Consider the following 14,988-nt stretch of genomic DNA (forward strand, 5'->3'; position numbering starts at 1 on the left):
ACGCCTTTGGCGTGACGGGTTTGACGGATTTTCCCGCAGCCCATTGCCCGGCAGGGCATCGCGCAGCAATGTCCCGAGAGGAGGCGGCGCATCTGCTTGAAATAGAACCACTATTCTTGCGCAGATGCTTCTTGTCTGCGAAAAAATCTGTCAAACTGAGTATATAGAATCAATGGGTCCAGAGCCTAAAAATTTGATACAGCGTCAACGACCCAAATGCGCCCCGCCCGGCCTGCGCCTGATGTCACCCCGGAGGTCGCTTTTCCCTTCGGATCAATGGAGCGCAGGAAGGCCTAAGTCATCCGGCCTTCAACAGCCTGCCTCACCCCTCAGTCATGCGCTGCGCGGCTGTCTTGCGGGGCCTCGGCGCGGTCGAACATGCCATAGTCGCGGATCACATGGGCGATGCGCAGGTGATAATCGGTAAAGATTCCGTCCCGCCCCTTCGCCTGTGCGCCGCGATGTGCCGTCAGCTTGCGCCAGCGCGCAACGGCGGCCTCATCCTCGAAAAACGACAGCGACAGCAGCTTGTCCGGATTCGTCAGGCTCTGGAACCGCTCGACAGAGATGAACCCCTCGACCTCGTCCACCAGCGGGCGCATCGCGGCGGCGATGTCGAGATAATCCTGGCGGCGATCCGGGTGCGGCATGACTTCGAAGATGACAGCGATCATGTGGCGGCTCCATGCGGGCTGGAGGCCAGTTTCAGAAAGGTCCGCTCCTCGCGCAAGAGGAATTTCTCCGACTGGGCGAAAGCATAGTTTTCCCGGCCCAGCGGGTCTTCGGCCAGCCGGGCGCGGTAGGCTTCATAGGCGGCCAGGCTGGGAATGTTGTAAATGCCATAGGCAAGGGTCGATGACCCCTCATGCGGGGCGAAATAGCCGATCAGGTCGGCGCCGCAGCGCGGAATCGCCTGACCCCAGTTGCGGGCGTATTGGCGGAATTGATCGTGTTTGGTAGGGTCGATTTCATATTTTATGATACAGGTCAGCATGGGGTGTCCTTCATGTTTGCACCTCCGGTCTAGCCTATTGAACGCACCCAATGCTTCGACTAGGGTCGAAGTATGAAAGAAGGCCCTGACATATCCCGCATTGCAGCCCTGATCGGAGATCCGGCGCGCGCCAATATCCTGGGCGCGCTGATGAGCGGCAAGGCCCTGACCGCCACTGAACTGGCGGCAGAGGCGGGGGTGACCGTGCAGACCGCCAGCACCCATCTGGCCAAGCTGGAGGACGGCAGGCTGATCGCCCACCGCAAGTCCGGGCGGCACAAGTATTTCACCCTTGCCGATGCCGAGGTCGGCCATGCGCTGGAGGCGCTGATGGGTCTTGCGGCGGGGGCAGGCCACCTGCGCACCCGGACCGGGCCGCGCGATCTGGCCCTGCGCGAGGCGCGCGTCTGCTACAACCATCTGGCCGGGGAACGGGGCATCGCGCTCTATCAGGGGCTGCTGGCCCGTGGCGCGATTGCCGAAGACGGGCCTGCGCTGATCCTCACCGAAGAGGGCAATGCCTTGCTGGCGGATTTCGGCGTTGATGTCGCGGCGCTGCAAAAGGGCCGCGTGCCGATGTGCCGGCCCTGCCTGGACTGGAGCGCGCGGCGCAATCATCTGGCAGGCGCGGTCGGACGGGCGATGCTGGCACGGATGCAGGTGCTGGGCTGGTGCAAAAGGGTCGAAGGCACCCGCGTGATCGACTTCAGCGCCGCGGGGCGCGCGGCATTCGATCGCAGGTTCGGGCTGTCGGGCGCAGCGGCGTCCTGACCGGCCGGCAGCAAATCAAAGCTGCCCGGCCTCTTTCAATTGTTCGATCCCGTAAAGCAGGTGTTCGGTGCGAAAGGAATGGCCGCCGGGAAACAGGCAGAAATCAAGGATTTCGCCTGCTGCATTGGTTTTGTCTTCGCAGGTCAGATCGCCTGCGCTGACAGGTTGTGCCGGGCCAAAGCCGCCGAAATCCGTGTAAAGGGCAAGCGCATCCGATACCTTGCCCTGTCTGGTCTCGTTGATGGCGCGGCCATCCAGTGGCACGGTGTTGTCCGCGTCGCCGTGAATGTGAACGATGGAGGATACCGGCTGCGCGCAGGTCTCGGGCGGTTCCAGCCAGAAGGTGCCGGACATCGGGATGAAACCCGCGAAACCCTGCGGGTGGCTGCAGGCCAGGTTCCAGACCATCATCCCGCCCGCCGAGAAACCGGAGACGATGATCCGTTCCGGGTCAATGGCGAAACGCGCCTGTGCGTCGGCCAGAACCGCATCGAAATAGTCGAATTCCGCCGCTCCGGTGCTGTCGGGCTTGCCCGGTCCGTTCGGGATATCCCAGTCGTTGCCCTTCGACTTGGTGGCGATGAAGGCCAGCCCCTGATCCGAAAGCATCCTGCGCAGGCTGCCGTTGCGCATCGCCCCGGCAGCAGAGCCGCGGTAGCCGTGTGACCAGACCAGCGCCCCCACCGGGGTCTTGCCATCATAGCCTTCGGGCATTGCGATGCGGTAGGTCCTGTCGCCCAGGACACAATCCGTGTCGGCACCGCAGGCCAGGACGGGTGAAGCAGAGATCAGGGCAAGCAACAGGGCTGAAATACGCATGGGCATCCTTTGGCATACCGGCGTTTCCGGTACAAATCACATGATCGTTTGCGCGGGGCCGCGCCGATCACGACGCGACCCGAATGCCATTGTGTCAGCCGTTGAGCCTGGCCGTGATCTCCACCAGGCGCTTGGCCTGAAACCCGACCGATTTCTTGCCAAGGTCGTCAAACTTGCCCGCCGTGCCGGAATAGCCATAGGGGTTCCCGTCTTCGAACTTGACCTCATCCGCATAGCCTGGCGCGACGATGATGGCGCCCCAGTGCATGGCCGATTTGTAAAGGTTCTGGATCGTGCCTTCGCGCCCGCCATGGGCCGTCTGCGCCGAGGTCGTCGCGGTGATGGTCTTGTTCACCAGCTTGCCCTGCTGCCAGAGCGGGCCAAGCGTGTCGATAAACGCGGCCATCTGGCTGGGCAGGTTGCCGTATCGCGTCGGGACAGAGAAGAAATAACCGTCCGCCCATGTCATGTCATCGTGGGAGACTTCGGGAATGTCCTTCATCTTCTCCAGCTGGGCCTTCCAGGGCTCCTGACCGTCGATGACGGATTGCGGCGCAGTCTCGGCGGCGCGGCGCAGGCGGACCTCGGCACCCGCCGCTTCCGCGGCTTCCTGCGCGGCCAGCGCAATCTGATGGTTTGTTCCGTAGGTGGTGTAGAAGATGATGGCGATCTTGGGGTTGGCCATGTGCGGCTCCTTGGGTTTCGTTTGCTGGCCCAATGGCCGGGCGCGTGCTTTGGTTCCGCTCGGGCATGCACAGGCACTGTGCGAAATTGTCAGATTCCCCGCCGCTCTTTTACTTTGCCCCGCGCCTGACCATATCAACTGAATGACCCCGGATGCCCCAGATCTCGACAGTTTCGAAGATATCGCCCTGCGCACGGTCGAGGGTTTCCCGCCGCCCTTCCGCGACGCGGCGCGGCAGGTGCTGCTGCGGGTGACAGACTGGCCGACGAAAGAGATGCTGGCCGCCCTGCAGATCGCCGAACCTGTCCGGCTCACCGGGCTTTACGAAGGCATCCCGATGACCCGCAAATCAGTGCTCGACATGGCGATGCAGCCCGATACGGTCTGGCTGTTCCGCGAACCGATCCTGCACGAATGGCGTCTGCGCGGGAACGTGGAGATCGAGGATCTGATCGCCCATGTCACAATCCACGAATTCGCCCATCATTTCGGCTGGTCCGACGCGGAAATCGCCCGCGTGGCCCCCTGGGAGACCTGAGGCGCGGCGCGCCTTTCAGGACGGATCGCGCCAGCGGTTCACGATGGGATAACGCCGGTCCAGCCAGAAGGCCCCCTTGGTCAGGCGCGGGCCGGGTGCGGATTGAAAGCGCTTGTATTCGCTGATGTAGATCAGGTGCTCGACCTTTTTCGCCACATCGCGTTCAAACCCTGCGGCAACGCAATCGGCGACCGACCCGTCCTGATCCACCAGAATGTCCAGGATTGCATCCAGTTCCGGATAATCGGGCAGGCTGTCGCTGTCCTTTTGATCCTCGCGCAGCTCGGCGCTGGGCGGCTTGGTGATGATATTGTCGGGGATCACGGCACCGGCAGGCCCCATCATCCAGTCACGGTGGTTTTCATTGCGCCAGCGGCAGGTCTCGAACACGCGGGTCTTGTAGAGATCCTTGATCGGGTTGTAGCCGCCCGCCATGTCGCCATAGATCGTGGCATAGCCTACCGCGACCTCTGACTTGTTGCCGGTGGTCAGCAGCATTTCCCCGAATTTGTTGGACATCGCCATCAGCAGCAGGCCGCGCAGGCGGGACTGGATGTTTTCCTCGGTCAGGTCCGCATCGCGCCCTTCGAACAGCGGGGCAAGGGTGTTGGTGATCGCCTGACGCCCTTCCCTGATCGGCACATAGTCGTAGCGGCAGCCAAGCGCCTTTGCCACGGCCTCCGCATCGTCGAGCGAGGATTGCGAGGTATATTCCGAAGGCAGCATCACGCAGCGCACGTTTTCCGCGCCCAGGGCATCCACCGCGATGGTGGCGACGATGGCCGAATCGATGCCGCCCGACAGGCCCAGCAGCACCTGTCTGAACCCGGTCTTCGCCATGTAGTCGCGCAGCCCCTGCACCATGACGCGGTAATCCTGCTCCCAGGCGTCGGGCAACGAGGCAAACGGCTGTTGCACGACGCGCCAGCCGTCCGGTCCGCGTTCCAGATCGACGTGATGCACCATTTCGTCGAAGGCAGGCATCTGCATTGCCAGCCTGCCGCCGGGATTCAGCGCAAAGGAGGCACCGTCGAACACCTGATCGTCCTGTCCGCCCACCATGTTGAGATAGATCAGCGGCAGCCCCGTCTCGACCACGCGGGCGACCATCATGTTCATGCGGGTGTCCAGCTTGCCCCGGTAATAGGGCGACCCGTTCGGCACCAGCAGGAACTCCGCCCCGGTCTCGGCCAGGGTCTCCGACACCTCCGGGTGCCAGGCGTCCTCGCAGATCGGGCTGCCGACCCGGGTGTTGCCCACCGCATAGGGGCCGCCCAGCGGACCGGAATCAAAGATGCGGACCTCGTCAAAGACCGTCTCGTTGGGCAGGTTGTGCTTGAGCGTGCGGTTGGCGATCCTGCCGTTCTTGAGGATCAGATAGGCATTGAACAGCTCTGTCCCCTCCGCCCAGGGCGCGCCGATGGCCAGCGCGGGCCCGTCGGCGCAGTCCTTTGCCAATTGGTCGATATGGGTCATCACATCCAGCTGAAACGCCCGTTTCATCACCAGATCCTGGGCGTTGTAGCCGGTGATGAACATTTCCGGCAGCGCCACAAGATCGGCATTCGCCGCCTTGCCCTCTGCCCAGGTCCTTGCCGCCAGCGCGGCATTGCCCGCAAGATCGCCCACGGTGGGGTTCAATTGGCCAAGGGTGATGCGGAAACGGTCTGCCATGGAAACGCCTTTGCGGTTTGGTCTGCCCCGGATGTAACAGATCAGTCAGGGGGGAAAAGCCCAAAGGATGCCGGAATGCCGCCCCTCGCAGGGGGCAGGTGGAAAGAAAAACCGCGCCGCCCCGCGCCCGGTGATCCCGATTGCGGCGGTTTGGCGCGAGGTGAGCGGATGTGGCGCAAAAGACGATTGCCCCTCTATGCCCCATTGCTTAGGCTTACCGGCGACCCCGCCTGATGCGCGGCGCAAACAATATGGGTATGCCGATGTCCTTTCGTTCGATGATCTTGTGCCTTTCCCTGCTTGCTGTGCCGGCCCTGGCGCAGGAGGGGCAGGTCCTGACCAAGCAATACGACGATGGCGGCGTCTATGAAGGGGCGTTCCGCGGCGGCCTGCAACACGGGCAGGGCACCTACAAGCTGCCCAATGGCTATGAATATTCCGGCAACTGGGAAGATGGCGAGATCAAGGGCGAGGGCGTCGCACGCTTTCCCAACGGGTCCATCTACGAGGGCAATTTCTCAAAAGGGAAGCCGGAGGGTTTCGGCAAGATCACCTTTGCCGATGGCGGCACCTATGAAGGCGACTGGGTGGCAGGCGCGATCATGGGCCAGGGTGTGGCGCTTTATGCCAACGGGGTGCGCTACGAAGGCGGTTTCCGCAATGCCAAGCACCACGGCAAGGGCGTGATGCAAAGCCCCGGCGGCTATGAATACAAGGGCGACTGGATCGAAGGTGTCAAACAGGGCACCGGCACCATCACCTATCCGGACGGTGCGGTCTATGAGGGCGCGATCGAGGCGGGCAAGCGCAATGGCGAGGGCACGCTGACCATGCCCGACGGTCTGGTCTATGTCGGGCTCTGGCAGGACGGCCAGATCGAGGGCACCGGCACGCTGACCCAGCCCAACGGCGATGTCTATGAGGGCAACCTCGTGGCCGGACGCCGCGAGGGGCAGGGCAAGGTGACCTATGCCAATGGCGACACCTATGTCGGCTCCTTCAAGGATGACCGGCGCGACGGGCAGGGGACTTTCACGGGCGCGGATGGCTATGTCTATACCGGGTCCTGGGTGGCCGGACAGATCGAGGGCGAAGGCCAGGTGACCTATCCTGACGGTTCGGTCTATGTCGGTGAATTCCGCGACGACCTGGCCGATGGACAGGGCAAGATCACCTATCCCGACGGTTCCACCTATGAAGGCGCCTGGTCGGCCGGCGTGATCGAGGGCGAGGGCCGCGCGACCTATCCCAACGGGGTTGTCTACGAGGGCGGCTTTTCCAATGCCCGCAACGAGGGGCAGGGCGTGATGACCTATGCCGACGGCTATCGTTACGAGGGCATGTGGAAAGACGGCCAGCGTCACGGCATGGGCACCGCGACCTATCCCGACGGGACGGTCTATGCGGGCAACTTCGAAGACGGCAAGCGCCACGGACGCGGCAAGATCACCATGGCGAACGGCTTTGTCTATGACGGTGAATGGACCCGGGGCGAGATCGAGGGCCAGGGCGTTGCCACCTACGCCAATGGCGACGTCTACGAAGGCACCTTCAAGGCGGGCAAGCGTCAGGGCACCGGCACCATGCGCTATGCCTCGGGCGAAGAGGCCAGCGGCGACTGGGACAATGGCGCGCTGACGGATCCTGCGTCCGGCGATGGTGCCGCGGCAGCGGAGACCACCCCGCCCAGTGACGAAACCCCGCCCAGCGATCAATAATTTCACCCGGCGGGTGCGCTGACCGCCGCTTTTGTCAAAAGGTGCCGCATGCTGGACAGTCTTGGCATTCAACTACCGATCTTTCAGGCCCCGATGGCCGGGGTCTCGACCCCTCGTATGGCAGCGGCGGTGTCAAACGCGGGCGGGCTGGGCGCGATTGGCGTGGGGGCGACCGATGTTGCCGGTGCCGCGCAAATGATCGCGGAAACCCGCGCCGCGACGGATCACCCCTTCAACGTCAATGTCTTCACCCATGAGACGCCACAGGCGGACCCGCAGGCGGAGCGCGCCTGGCTCGACCTTCTGCGCCCGCTCTTTGCCGAATTTGGCGCAGAGCCGCCCGCAGAACTGCATACGATCTATCAAAGTTTCAACGACAACCCCGACATGCTCGCCCTGCTGGTCGAGACCCGTCCGGCGGTTGTCAGCTTTCACTTCGGCCTTCCCACACCACAGGCTGTCACGGCGCTGCGCGATGCGGGCATCACGCTTCTGGCGACGGCGACGAACCTGGAAGAGGCGCACCGCATCAGGGCTGCGGGCATGCACGGCATCGTCGCCCAGGGGATCGAAGCGGGCGGTCACCGCGGCGTATTTGACTGCGCGGCTCCCGACCCGCAGCTTGGCACCTTCGCGCTGACCCGGCTGCTGACCGCTGAAATCGACCTGCCGGTGATCGCGGCGGGGGGGATCATGGATGGCGGGGGCATCGCCGCCGCGCTGAATCTGGGGGCTGTCGCGGCACAGCTTGGCACCGCCTTCATCGACTGTGCCGAATCTGCCGCTGATGACGCCTACCGCGCGGCGCTGCATGGGCCGGGGGGCTATCACACGCGCCTGACCCCGGTCATTTCCGGTCGTCCGGCCCGTGCGCTCGAAAACCGGTTCACGGCCAGCGACAGCGTCGCACAGCGCGGCACGCCGCCTGCCTATCCGATCGCCTATGACGCAGGCAAGGCGCTGCATGCCGCCGCAAAAGCCGCCGGTGAACATGGCTTTGGAGCACAATGGGCCGGGCAGGGCGCCCCGCTGGCCCGGACCCTGCCCGCAGCGGAACTGGTGGCGGTCCTCGCCCGGGAGCTTCAGGCGCGGCGCTGACATTCCGGCACGGGGCAGCCCCGCGCCGGGCGCATCATCTCACAGCATCAGCTGATAGCTGTGCGGCAGATAGGCAAACCCGTCTTCCCGCGTCTCCACATAGCCGAAGGCGGGGAAGGGCATGTGATAGCCGACAAAGGGGATGCCATCGGTCGCCAGCATGTCCAGCAGGCGACGGCGGGTCGCGGCGGCGGCTGCCTTGTCCTGATCGAATTTTACCTCCCAGTCCGGATGGGCCAGCGACCAGACATAATGGTTCGCGAAATCCGCCCCGAGAACCAGTTGCCTGCCGTCGGATTCGATCATGTAGGCCATGTGGCCCGGCGTATGGCCAAAGGCCGCCATCGCCGTGATGCCAGAGGCAACCGACCCGCCGTCATCCAGGAACGTCATCTGCTCTGCCAGCGGCTTGACCTTGGTATTGAACCCTTCGTTGTCCATCGCGGACCAGGCATCGAACTCCACCTGGCCGGTGACATAGCGCGCATTGGGAAAGGTCGGCGCATCGCCCGTCATCAGCCCGCCGATGTGATCGCCGTGCATATGGGTCAGCACCACAATGTCCACCTGATCGGCGGCATATCCCGCCGCCTGCAGCGCCGCCAGCGTGCCTTCGGCGCTCAGCCCGGTATCGAAAAGGACCAGTTCCGACCCGGTGTTGACCACCGTGGGCGTGAAGAAGAACTGCGCAACCTCCGTCGGGATATGCGCGGCCCGGGACACGCTTTCGAAAGTCTCGTGATCCACGTTCAGGCCAAAGATGTCATGCGGCGCTTCGACCGGGCGGGTGCCCGCGAGGATCGTCGTGACATCATAACCGCCAAGCGAGACACGCCGGAACGGCGCGCTGCCCGCACCCATGATCGGCGCTTCGGCGCGGGCAGAGGTCGCCATCGCGGCCAATGGCAGGGCAGCGGCCCCGGCAAGGGCGCTGCGGCGGGACATCTTGAAGCTGTTTCGCATGGCTTGGTCCTTTGGTTTATTACTGGTTGTCGGAATGGTAGCCTCTCTTTGCTGCCCGCCAATACAATTCCGGGCGGGCTGCCATCATATTTTCGTCAGGAGCAGGTGCGATGACAGACGTCCCCACTTTCCTCGCCGGGGTCACCCCCGAGAGGCGGCACCGCGAGGCGGTTGAACTCGACGCCTTCTTTCAACGGGTCACAGGCTGGAAGCCGGTGCTCTGGCGCGGCGGGATGCTGGGGTACGGGACGTATGATTACACCTATGCATCGGGCCGCAGCGGCAACTTTCTCGCGACGGGTTTCGCACCCCGCAAGGCCAGGCTGTCAATATACGTGATGCCAGGATATTCCGATTTCGGCCCGATCCTGACCCGGCTCGGCAAACATGCAAAGGGCAAGTCTTGCCTTTACCTCAACAAGCTGGCGGAGGCGGATATGGAGGTGCTGGAGGAACTGATCCGCGCCGGACTGGCCGACCTCGCGAAGCGCTGGCCGGTGCATCCGACCTAGACAAACATTCGGCTCTGTGACACTTGACCGGGGTCCAAGGAGAACAGCATGTCCGCCGATACCGTCACCCGTTTCGCCCCTTCCCCCACCGGTTACATCCACGTGGGCAACCTGCGCACGGCGCTGATGAACTACCTGATCGCGCGCAAGGCGGGCGGCACCTTCATCCTGCGCATCGACGACACCGACCCGGAGCGGTCGAAGGAAGAATATGTCGACGGCATCAAGCGGGACCTGACCTGGCTGGGGCTGGAATGGGACCGGGTGGAGCGCCAGTCGGAACGGCTGGACCGCTATCACGCCGCCGCCGACGAACTGCGCGCCAAGGGCCGGTTCTATGAGGCTTTCGAGACGCCGACCGAGCTGGACCTCAAGCGCAAGAAACAGCTGAACATGGGCAAGCCACCGGTCTATGACCGCGCGGCGCTGTCCCTGACCGATGCACAGAAGGACGCGCTGCGGGCCGAGCGCGGCAGCGGTGTCTGGCGGTTCAAGCTGGATCAGAGCCGGATCGAATGGGCCGACGGCATCCTTGGCGATATTTCAATCGACGCGGCCAGCGTCAGCGACCCGGTGCTGATCCGGGGCGACGGGCAGATCCTCTACACCCTGGCCTCTGTCGTCGATGACACCGAGATGGGCGTGACCCATGTGGTGCGCGGGTCGGACCATGTGACCAACACGGCGACCCAGATCCAGATCATGCAGGCGCTGGGCTTTGATCACCCCGCCTTTGCCCACCATTCCCTGCTGACCGGCCCACAGGGCGAGGCGCTGTCCAAACGCCTCGGCACCCTGGCGCTGCGCGATCTGCGCGAACAGGGCGTCGAACCCTTTGCCCTGCTCAGCCTGATGGCGCGGCTGGGCTCCTCCGACCCGGTGGAACTGCGCACTGACATGGCCGCGCTGATCGAGGGTTTCGACATCGAACGCTTCGGCTCTGCCCCGACGAAATTCGACGTGCAGGACCTGTTCCCGCTGACCGGCCACTACCTGCAGACCCGCACCGCCGAGGATGTTGCGGAGACGATTGCCGGTCTGGGCGTGCCGCAGGCGCAGGCGGCGCAGTTCTGGGCTGTCACACGGGAAAACATCGAAACGCTGCATGACCTCAAACCCTGGTGGGAAATGTTCCGCGACGGCGCCGACCCGGTGATCGAGGACGGTGACGAAGCCTTTGTCGCCGAAGCCATGGCGCTCTTGCCCGAGATGCCCTTTGACGAGACCACCTGGTCCAGCTGGACCGGCGCCGTCAAGGAGGCGACAGGCCGCAAGGGCCGCGGGCTGTTCCGGCCCCTGCGGCTGGCGCTGACAGGGCAGGAACACGGGCCGGAAATGGCTGCCGTAATGCCCCTGCTGCGGGTCGTGAAAGCGCGCGGGTGACCTGCGCCCGACAGGACCGGCGCAGGCGCGCGCCGCACGCCGGGGCCTGTCATGCCTGAAGGAGCGCAGGCCAAGTTCCTGACCGGCAACCTGTTTGTGCATGTTGCGGTCATGTCCTTGACCTCCTCCATCGGTCTGATGGCCGTCTTCCTGGTCGACTTTGTCGATATGATCTTCATCTCGATGCTGGGGCGGTCGGAACTGGCGGCGGCGGTGGGCTATGCCGGCGCGATCCTGTTCTTTACCGCCTCTTTCGGCATCGGCATGGGCATCGCCGCGGGCGCGCTGGTGGCCCGGGGGCTGGGCGCGAATGATCCCGTGCTGGCGCGCGAACGCTCGACCCATGCGCTGCTCTATGGGCTGATGTTCGGCATTGTCTTTTCCATCGTGGTCTGGTCGGCGCTGCCCTGGCTGGTCAACATGCTGGGCGCGCGCGGAGAGACCGCCGGACAGGCCATACATTTCCTGCAGATCGTCGTGCCCTCGGTGCCCTTCCTGATGGTCGGCATGATGGGGTCCGCCATCCTGCGCGCCCATGGCGATGCGCGACGGGCGATGATGGCCACGATTGTCGGCGGTATCGTCAACGCGGTACTGGATCCGATCCTGATCTTCGGGCTGGACCTTGAACTGACCGGGGCCGCCATCGCCTCCTTTGTTGCGCGGGTGGCAATTTCAGGCATGGCGATCTGGCCCCTGATCAAGGTCTATGACGCCCTGGTGCGGCCCCATTTCAAGGGCATGCTGCGCGACCTTGCCCCGGTGATCGCCATCGCCTTTCCGACCATCCTCGCGCAGGTCGCAACCCCGGTGGGGCAGGCCTATATCACCCGCGTCATGGCCGAATACGGCGAGGATGCGGTCGCGGGCATGGCTGTGGTGGCGCGGCTGATGCCGGTTGCCTTTGCCGTGGTCTTTGCCCTTTCGGGGGCGGTGGGGCCGATCATCGGCCAGAACTATGGCGCGGGCAACATGGCGCGGGTCCGGCGCGGCTTCACCGCGGCGGTCATTTTTGTCGCTTTGGTGATCCTGAGCGTGTCTGCGGTGCTGTTTGCGCTGCGCGCGCCGATTGCCGATCTCTTCAACGCGACCGGCGTCGCCCGCGACCTGATCTATCTGTTCTGCGGCCCGCTCTCGCTCGCCTTCTTCTTTCCCGGCGTGCTGTTCGTGGCAAATGCCGTGTTCAACAACCTCGGCCAGCCGTTCCTCTCCACGGTGACCAACTGGGGCCGCAACGCGGTGGCCCTGATCCCGCTGGTCTGGATCTGCGCGGCCATCGGGGACGCCCCCGGTGTGCTGGTGGGCCAGTCGCTGGCCGGTGTCGTCTTTGGCGTGGTGGCCTGGGTCATGGCGCTGCGCTGCATCGCGCGTGGCGGCAAGCCAGAGGGGCGCGGCAAGGAGATTTTCGGGCGGGAGGGCCGCCTGATGACCCTATTCCACGCGCGCCGATAACCGCGCGAGGTGATCGTCCACCAGCGCTGTTTCCGCCGCCGACAATACCTTGTGCCGGGGATAACGCGGTGCGGCACGGTCGTTCAGCACCGGCGTGTCCCAGCCATCGGTGGTGTCAAAGAACGCCGCGACCCCCGCCTCGCCGAATTCATGCAGGAAACCCTGCACCACCACGTCGAGATAGCTCAGCAGGATGGCATGGTCGCCCGGCACCCCGGTGTCGGCGGGCGGCACCGCATAATGGGCGATGTCCGGCGCGGGGCTGATCGGATGGATCACCGCACCGCCCGATGACAGCCGCGCGTAACCTGCTTCGCGGGCATCCAGCGCGGCCCAGTCGGCCCCCGGCACGGCGGCAATCAACCCGTCGATGGTGGTGCCGGGGTCCTCGACCACGCTGAGAAACACAAGATCACGCACCGCTGTGCGCACCCAGGCCCGCCGCCAGCCGCGCAACCGGGCGGGATGGGCGTCGGGGTAATTGTGGGTCTGGCGGTTCACAAGGCTGCCATAGCCGAAAAAATAGGGGGTCATGCTGTCCGGGGTCCGTCAATTGTGCGGGCAACAGATCATTGATGTCAGGGGCGTACAACCCCGCTTGACGCCCCATGTGCCCCCGGCATACCAAAGGACATCCGCCACGGGAGAATCGGACCAACCGATGCCGAAGGAGCAACCGCCCCGGAAACTCTCAGGCTCAGGGACCGTGCCGGATATCGACACTCTGGAGAGTGGTGCGACACGCACCCGCCGAAGGGATAACGATCTCAGGCGAAAGGACAGAGGGGGCATCTTGGACCGCGATCTGCGGGGGAAAGATGCCGGATTGATCCCTGGGGACAGCGGCAGGAATATGGGACGCTGCGCCGATGGATGATCTGAAACATACTGCCCTTTTTGACCTGCATGTGGAACTGGGTGCCCGGATGGTGCCCTTTGCGGGCTATGCCATGCCGGTGCAATACCCTTTGGGCGTGATGAAGGAACACCAGCATACCCGCGACGCGGCGGGTCTTTTCGATGTCAGCCACATGGGGCAGGTGATCCTCTCGGGGCCGTCCTGGGACGTGGTCGCCCGCGCCTTTGAGACTCTGGTGCCGATGGATGTGCTGGGCCTGGAGGACGGGCGCCAGCGCTACGGGTTTTTCACCAATGACGCTGGCGGGATCGAGGATGACCTGATGTTCGCCCGGCGCGGCGAGGATCTGTTCGTGGTGGTCAACGCGGCCTGCAAGGAGGCCGACATCGCCCGGATGAAAGCGGCCTTTGAACCCGAAGTGACCGTGACCCCGCTGACTGACCGCGCGCTGATCGCGCTTCAGGGGCCGGCGGCGGCAGCGGTGATCGCCGCGCTGGACAGCCGCGCCGATGATATGGGGTTCATGGATCTGCGCGATCTGGAACTCGATGGCGTGCCGGTCTGGGCCTCGCGCTCCGGCTACACGGGCGAGGACGGGTTCGAGGTTTCCGTGCCGGAAGCCCGGGCAGAGGCGCTGGCCCGCACCCTGCTGGCGCAGGACGGGGTCGAGGCCATCGGCCTCGGCGCGCGGGATTCGCTGCGGCTGGAGGCGGGACTGTGCCTTTACGGACATGACATCGACACCGGCACCACCCCGGTTGAGGGCGCGCTGACCTGGGCGATCCAGAAGGTGCGCCGCGCCGGGGGCGACCGCGCGGGTGGCTTTCCGGGTGCGGCCATCGTGCTGGACCAGATCACCGAAGGGGCCGCACGCAAGAGGGTCGGCCTGCTGCCCGAAGGCCGCGCGCCGATGCGCGAAGGCACCGAGGTTTTCGACGCCGCCGAGGGCGGCACCCGCGTCGGGCAGGTGACATCGGGCGGCTTTGGTCCCACCGTTGGGACACCCGTGGCGATGGGTTATGTAGAGGCGGGGTCTGCCGGGATCGGCACATCCCTCTGGGGAGAGGTCAGAGGCAAGAGACTGCCCCTCACCGTGGCGAAGCTGCCCTTCGTGGCGGCGAATTTCAAACGATGAAGTCAACAGGGAAGAAGACATGAAATTTACCGAAGAACATGAATGGCTGCGCGAGGAAGACGGCGAAATGGTGGTCGGCATCACCATCCATGCCGCCGAGCAACTGGGCGATGTGGTCTTTGTCGAACTGCCGGAGGAAGGCACCATCGTCAGCAAGGACGACGAGGTTGTCGTGATCGAAAGCGTCAAGGCGGCCTCCGACATCCTGGCGCCAGTGGATGGCGAGATCACCGAAGTGAACAGCGCCCTGGCAGAGAATCCCAGCCTGGTGAACGAGGATCCGCAGGGCGATGCCTGGTTCTTCAAGATGAAGATCAGCGACCCGTCGCAGCTGGACGAATTCATGGACGAAGCCGGATACCAGAAATTCATCGGCTGATCCGGCCG

General features: G+C 64.4%; 16 protein-coding genes and 1 riboswitch. Of the genes, 9 read left to right on the plus strand and 7 right to left on the minus strand.

Translation table 11 applies throughout. The annotated features are described in order from the left end of the window. Nucleotides 1-329: 329 nt before the first annotated feature. Together O4H53_RS12730 and O4H53_RS12735 are read right to left on the minus strand one after the other, a co-directional pair. Nucleotides 330-674 (minus strand): antibiotic biosynthesis monooxygenase family protein, encoded by a 345-nt coding sequence (locus O4H53_RS12730; RefSeq protein WP_114277441.1) that lies wholly within the window; start codon nt 672-674, stop codon nt 330-332. Further along, nucleotides 671-994, minus strand: a complete 324-nt coding sequence (locus tag O4H53_RS12735) for an NIPSNAP family protein (protein ID WP_269364175.1) — start codon at nt 992-994, stop codon at nt 671-673. The genes O4H53_RS12730 and O4H53_RS12735 overlap by 4 nt, the downstream gene beginning before the upstream one ends. A gap of 72 nt (nt 995-1,066) precedes the next feature. Between O4H53_RS12735 and O4H53_RS12740 the strand changes: the two genes are divergently transcribed. Beyond that, complete coding sequence (locus tag O4H53_RS12740) at nt 1,067-1,765, plus strand: ArsR/SmtB family transcription factor (protein ID WP_269364177.1); 699 nt, start codon at nt 1,067-1,069, stop codon at nt 1,763-1,765. Between the two features lie 15 nt (nt 1,766-1,780). Here the strand turns inward: O4H53_RS12740 and O4H53_RS12745 are convergent, their stop codons facing one another. Together O4H53_RS12745 and O4H53_RS12750 are read right to left on the minus strand one after the other, a co-directional pair. Next, complete coding sequence (locus O4H53_RS12745; RefSeq protein WP_269364179.1) at nt 1,781-2,584, minus strand: alpha/beta hydrolase family esterase; 804 nt, start codon at nt 2,582-2,584, stop codon at nt 1,781-1,783. A 94-nt stretch (nt 2,585-2,678) separates the two neighbouring features. Continuing rightward, nucleotides 2,679-3,269, minus strand: coding sequence for an NAD(P)H-dependent oxidoreductase (locus O4H53_RS12750; protein ID WP_269364181.1), 591 nt, complete (start codon nt 3,267-3,269; stop codon nt 2,679-2,681). A gap of 142 nt (nt 3,270-3,411) precedes the next feature. On the opposite strand from O4H53_RS12750, the gene O4H53_RS12755 reads away from it, so the two are divergent. After that, nucleotides 3,412-3,807, plus strand: a complete 396-nt coding sequence (locus tag O4H53_RS12755) for a metallopeptidase family protein (protein ID WP_269364182.1) — start codon at nt 3,412-3,414, stop codon at nt 3,805-3,807. Between the two features lie 15 nt (nt 3,808-3,822). On the opposite strand, the gene O4H53_RS12760 is transcribed toward O4H53_RS12755, so the two are convergent. Further along, nucleotides 3,823-5,481: an NAD+ synthase gene (locus O4H53_RS12760; protein ID WP_269364184.1), complete on the minus strand. Its 1,659-nt coding sequence runs from the start codon at nt 5,479-5,481 to the stop codon at nt 3,823-3,825. Between the two features lie 263 nt (nt 5,482-5,744). Here O4H53_RS12760 and O4H53_RS12765 point away from each other — a divergent pair, with 263 nt between their 5' ends. Both O4H53_RS12765 and O4H53_RS12770 read left to right on the plus strand, forming a co-directional pair. Continuing rightward, complete coding sequence (locus tag O4H53_RS12765) at nt 5,745-7,199, plus strand: MORN repeat-containing protein (RefSeq protein ID WP_269364186.1); 1,455 nt, start codon at nt 5,745-5,747, stop codon at nt 7,197-7,199. A gap of 48 nt (nt 7,200-7,247) precedes the next feature. Beyond that, nucleotides 7,248-8,297, plus strand: coding sequence for an NAD(P)H-dependent flavin oxidoreductase (locus O4H53_RS12770; RefSeq protein WP_269364188.1), 1,050 nt, complete (start codon nt 7,248-7,250; stop codon nt 8,295-8,297). Nucleotides 8,298-8,336: 39 nt separating this feature from the next. Here the strand turns inward: O4H53_RS12770 and O4H53_RS12775 are convergent, their stop codons facing one another. After that, nucleotides 8,337-9,260, minus strand: coding sequence for an MBL fold metallo-hydrolase (locus O4H53_RS12775; RefSeq protein ID WP_269364191.1), 924 nt, complete (start codon nt 9,258-9,260; stop codon nt 8,337-8,339). Between the two features lie 110 nt (nt 9,261-9,370). On the opposite strand from O4H53_RS12775, the gene O4H53_RS12780 reads away from it, so the two are divergent. Genes O4H53_RS12780 through O4H53_RS12790 form a run of 3 tightly spaced genes read left to right on the plus strand, consistent with a single transcriptional unit; the run spans nt 9,371 to nt 12,607 of the window. Beyond that, on the plus strand, nt 9,371-9,772 hold the full coding sequence (locus O4H53_RS12780; RefSeq protein ID WP_269364192.1) for a DUF1801 domain-containing protein: 402 nt from the start codon (nt 9,371-9,373) through the stop codon (nt 9,770-9,772). Nucleotides 9,773-9,820: 48 nt separating this feature from the next. Continuing rightward, entirely contained in the window at nt 9,821-11,155 is a 1,335-nt protein-coding gene (gene gltX, locus O4H53_RS12785; protein WP_269364195.1) for a glutamate--tRNA ligase, read from the plus strand. Between the two features lie 51 nt (nt 11,156-11,206). After that, a complete protein-coding gene (locus tag O4H53_RS12790) occupies nt 11,207-12,607 on the plus strand; it encodes an MATE family efflux transporter (protein ID WP_269364197.1) in 1,401 nt (466 codons plus the stop codon). Here the strand turns inward: O4H53_RS12790 and O4H53_RS12795 are convergent. After that, the gene (locus O4H53_RS12795; RefSeq protein WP_269364199.1) at nt 12,587-13,141 is read right to left on the minus strand and encodes a gamma-glutamylcyclotransferase family protein; all 555 of its coding nucleotides are present in this window, start codon (nt 13,139-13,141) and stop codon (nt 12,587-12,589) included. The two genes, O4H53_RS12790 and O4H53_RS12795, sit on opposite strands and share 21 nt — an antisense overlap. A gap of 97 nt (nt 13,142-13,238) precedes the next feature. Continuing rightward, a riboswitch (glycine riboswitch) is annotated at nt 13,239-13,324 on the plus strand. Nucleotides 13,325-13,476: 152 nt separating this feature from the next. Between O4H53_RS12795 and gcvT the strand changes: the two genes are divergently transcribed. Beyond that, complete coding sequence (gene gcvT / locus O4H53_RS12800) at nt 13,477-14,601, plus strand: glycine cleavage system aminomethyltransferase GcvT (protein WP_269364201.1); 1,125 nt, start codon at nt 13,477-13,479, stop codon at nt 14,599-14,601. Next, the gene (gene gcvH, locus O4H53_RS12805) at nt 14,588-14,980 is read left to right on the plus strand and encodes a glycine cleavage system protein GcvH (protein ID WP_269364238.1); all 393 of its coding nucleotides are present in this window, start codon (nt 14,588-14,590) and stop codon (nt 14,978-14,980) included. Before gcvT ends, gcvH begins: the two co-directional genes overlap by 14 nt. Nucleotides 14,981-14,988: the final 8 nt, after the last annotated feature.

Origin of the sequence: Sulfitobacter sp. G21635-S1 (assembly GCF_027213915.1) — a bacterium.
In the GTDB taxonomy this organism is placed as follows: Bacteria; Pseudomonadota; Alphaproteobacteria; order Rhodobacterales; family Rhodobacteraceae; genus Sulfitobacter.

What these genes read in the sequence shown, in the direction of transcription:
- O4H53_RS12730 (WP_114277441.1), bottom strand. Translation starts at nt 674, where the DNA reads ATGATCGCTGTCATCTTCGAAGTCATGCCGCACCCGGATCGCCGCCAG.
- O4H53_RS12735 (WP_269364175.1), bottom strand. Translation starts at nt 994, where the DNA reads ATGCTGACCTGTATCATAAAATATGAAATCGACCCTACCAAACACGAT.
- O4H53_RS12740 (WP_269364177.1), top strand. Translation starts at nt 1,067, where the DNA reads ATGAAAGAAGGCCCTGACATATCCCGCATTGCAGCCCTGATCGGAGAT.
- O4H53_RS12745 (WP_269364179.1), bottom strand. Translation starts at nt 2,584, where the DNA reads ATGCGTATTTCAGCCCTGTTGCTTGCCCTGATCTCTGCTTCACCCGTC.
- O4H53_RS12750 (WP_269364181.1), bottom strand. Translation starts at nt 3,269, where the DNA reads ATGGCCAACCCCAAGATCGCCATCATCTTCTACACCACCTACGGAACA.
- O4H53_RS12755 (WP_269364182.1), top strand. Translation starts at nt 3,412, where the DNA reads ATGACCCCGGATGCCCCAGATCTCGACAGTTTCGAAGATATCGCCCTG.
- O4H53_RS12760 (WP_269364184.1), bottom strand. Translation starts at nt 5,481, where the DNA reads ATGGCAGACCGTTTCCGCATCACCCTTGGCCAATTGAACCCCACCGTG.
- O4H53_RS12765 (WP_269364186.1), top strand. Translation starts at nt 5,745, where the DNA reads ATGTCCTTTCGTTCGATGATCTTGTGCCTTTCCCTGCTTGCTGTGCCG.
- O4H53_RS12770 (WP_269364188.1), top strand. Translation starts at nt 7,248, where the DNA reads ATGCTGGACAGTCTTGGCATTCAACTACCGATCTTTCAGGCCCCGATG.
- O4H53_RS12775 (WP_269364191.1), bottom strand. Translation starts at nt 9,260, where the DNA reads ATGCGAAACAGCTTCAAGATGTCCCGCCGCAGCGCCCTTGCCGGGGCC.
- O4H53_RS12780 (WP_269364192.1), top strand. Translation starts at nt 9,371, where the DNA reads ATGACAGACGTCCCCACTTTCCTCGCCGGGGTCACCCCCGAGAGGCGG.
- gltX (WP_269364195.1), top strand. Translation starts at nt 9,821, where the DNA reads ATGTCCGCCGATACCGTCACCCGTTTCGCCCCTTCCCCCACCGGTTAC.
- O4H53_RS12790 (WP_269364197.1), top strand. Translation starts at nt 11,207, where the DNA reads ATGCCTGAAGGAGCGCAGGCCAAGTTCCTGACCGGCAACCTGTTTGTG.
- O4H53_RS12795 (WP_269364199.1), bottom strand. Translation starts at nt 13,141, where the DNA reads ATGACCCCCTATTTTTTCGGCTATGGCAGCCTTGTGAACCGCCAGACC.
- gcvT (WP_269364201.1), top strand. Translation starts at nt 13,477, where the DNA reads ATGGATGATCTGAAACATACTGCCCTTTTTGACCTGCATGTGGAACTG.